Source organism: Paenibacillus sp. OT2-17, assembly GCF_009827695.1.
Taxonomy (GTDB): domain Bacteria; phylum Bacillota; class Bacilli; order Paenibacillales; family Paenibacillaceae; genus Paenibacillus; species Paenibacillus polymyxa_B.
Genome location: NZ_WUDQ01000505.1, coordinates 1 through 2,710, shown reverse-complemented (window position 1 = coordinate 2,710; position 2,710 = coordinate 1). Strand labels below are relative to the sequence as shown.

The 2,710-nt window shown below is 46.1% G+C and carries 2 protein-coding genes; both read right to left on the bottom strand.

Annotated elements, in window-relative coordinates:
* Positions 1 to 455, bottom strand: a 455-nt coding sequence (locus GRP75_RS23780) for a YaiI/YqxD family protein (RefSeq protein WP_160790548.1), incomplete at its 3' end; no start/stop codon positions are given.
* Positions 456 to 576: 121 nt separating this feature from the next.
* A complete protein-coding gene (gene glyS, locus GRP75_RS23775) occupies positions 577 to 2,652 on the bottom strand; it encodes a glycine--tRNA ligase subunit beta (protein WP_160790547.1) in 2,076 nt (691 codons plus the stop codon).
* Between the last annotated feature and the right edge of the window lie 58 nt (positions 2,653 to 2,710).

The window sequence follows — 2,710 nt, the reverse complement described above, 5'->3', positions numbered from 1 at the left end:
AGTAAAAGTTTTGTCAGTTTATGTTGAAAAACTTCACGATCCTCTAATGTAAACGGTTTAGGACCTTTTCCATAACGTCCTTTTTTCCGTTCTTTGGCAGAAGTATGACGTCGGTCAAGCATGAAATCTATCGAATCGTTTCGATACATAGCTCCGCGAAAAGACATCACTTCACAACCTTTTGCCAAGGCAAGTGCAGCAAGACCATAATCATTGGTGGTTACAATATCGCCGCGGCGGATATGATTGGCAATATAGAGATCGGCACTTTGGTCGCTTCGGTCTACTTTAACGATGCTTACGCCTTTGCTGCCCTGAATGAGATGATCATATGAAGATACCATAATAACCTCAATATGAAAACGGGAAGCTATCTCCGCAATTTCACTTTTAACAGGACAAGCGTCCCCGTCAACAACGATCCGCACATCCAGTAAAGTTCCGGTTCCCTCCATGAGCATCCCCCATCTCCATCCGCATTCGAGTAAAATACGGAACGGCTGCAAGATTACTCTTACACCGTTCCGTATATTTATACCCATTTTTTCAAGTTGTTCATACTACCACAACTGACGTTTAAACTACAAGCTTGGAAAAATCGGCAAAACGCTTCAGTTCTGAGTCAATAGCAGCCAGCAATGCCAAACGATTATTACGAACAGCATCATCCTCAGCCATAACCATAACGGAATCAAAGAATGCCGTCACCGCAGGGGTAATGGATGAAGCAAGCGCTAACGCCCGTGTCGCATCACCTTCCTGTAAAGCTACGCTATAAGATTCATAAGCGCTATACCATGCTTCGTAAAGCGTTTTTTCGCCTTGCTCCGTAAACTCACCCGTATTAACTGACTTATGAACTGCTTTAGCAGCCAGATTACCTACACGATTAAAGGACTCAACTGTTGTTTTGAATACCTCACCTGTTTGAACGGCAGTCATTAACGCAGTTCCGCGGTTAACAACGGAAGCGACGTCGTCATATCCAGCTGCAAGCACTGCATCCACAACGTCATAACGAAGTGTCTCAGACAATAGTTTCTTCACGCGTAATCCGAAAAACTCATGTAATTCTTTACGTATTTCATCCGCGGAACGTTTCATATTTCCAAGGTTGCCGTGCACATCGAGCGCGATATTGAACACATCAGACAACGTAGCCGAAAGCTTGCGATCCAACAATATCTGCACAATACCTGCTGCCTGGCGACGAAGCGCGTAAGGGTCCTGTGAACCTGTTGGAATAATACCGATGGAGAAGCAGCCTGTAATGGTATCTATCTTGTCTGCGATACTTACAATCGCTCCAGCATTCGTTGAAGGAACTGTTTCTCCTGCAAAACGCGGCTGGTAATGCTCAAACACCGCTCTTGCCACTTCTTCCTTCTCTCCAGCCTTACGAGCATAATCCTCACCCATCACACCTTGCAGTTCCGGGAACTCATATACCATTTGTGTTACCAGGTCAAATTTACAAATATCCGCTGCACGACTAACCGATTCCTGTGTATCTGGGGAAACGCGAAGCTTCTCTGCCAGAGCATCAGCAATACGGCGAATACGGCGCACTTTGTCTCCAACCGTTCCCAGCTCTTCGTGGAAAACGATACTTTCCAATTTGGAGAGTGCATCCTTAATTTCCAGCTTCTGATCTTCTTCATAAAAGAATTTGGCATCAGACAGCCGCGCACGCAATACTTTTTCATTCCCTTTAGCAATGACTTCCAGCGATTGACTTCCTCCGTTACGTACCGTAACAAAGTATGGCAATAGCTCTCCTGTGTGATCCAGCACTGGGAAATAGCGTTGATGTTCGCGCATGGAAGTAATGAGTACATCCTTCGGAATGTTCAGGAACGCAGGATCAAAACCTCCGAACAGTACTGTTGGGGTTTCCACCAAATACAGCACTTCTTCCAGCAAATCATCCTTGACCGCAATCGTCCAATCTTTTTCGGCAGCCAGCGCTTCAATCTGCTTTACAATAAGCGATTGACGTTCCTCAATGTCCACAATGACATGCTGCTTGCGAAGCACTTCAACATAGTCAGCTGGACTTTCTACTACGGCATCCTGTCCCAGGAAACGATGCCCTCTTGTCACATTTCCTGACTGCACGCCGGCAATCTCCAAATTAACAATATCGCTACCAAACAAGGCAATCAACCAGCGGATCGGACGAACAAATTTAAAGTCATAACTTGCCCAGCGCATGAATTTAGGGAATGTCATGGCATGTAAAATGTGCAATAAACCTTCGGACAGTACATCCGCTGTTGGTACACCTATGCTGCTCTTAGTTGCGTAAATATATTCCACGCCTCCAAGCTCCTTGAACGTGAACTGTTCAGGATCAACACCTTGGCTGCGAGCAAAGCCTAGTGCAGCCTTGCTCCAGTTACCAGCCTCGTCGAGTGCGATTTTGCGGGAAGGACCTTTAACTTCTTCGTTAATATCTTCTTGCTTCTCCGCTACTTCCTTGACAAGTACCGCCAAACGGCGAGGTGTAGCATAAACCTCTACAGCACCATAAGCAATACGCGAACTGTCAAGCCACGCCGTCATACGCTGCTTCAACTGCTGAATTGCATTCGGGATAAAACGTGCAGGGACTTCTTCCAACCCGATCTCAAACAATAAATCCTTAGACATTTGCCGCACCTCCTTTCTTCAACAGCGGGAAGCCCAGCTTCTCGCGCTCCTCCAGATT

Coding starts and splice junctions, on each gene's coding strand:
- glyS (WP_160790547.1), bottom strand. CDS start 2,652: ATGTCTAAGGATTTATTGTTTGAGATCGGGTTGGAAGAAGTCCCTGCA.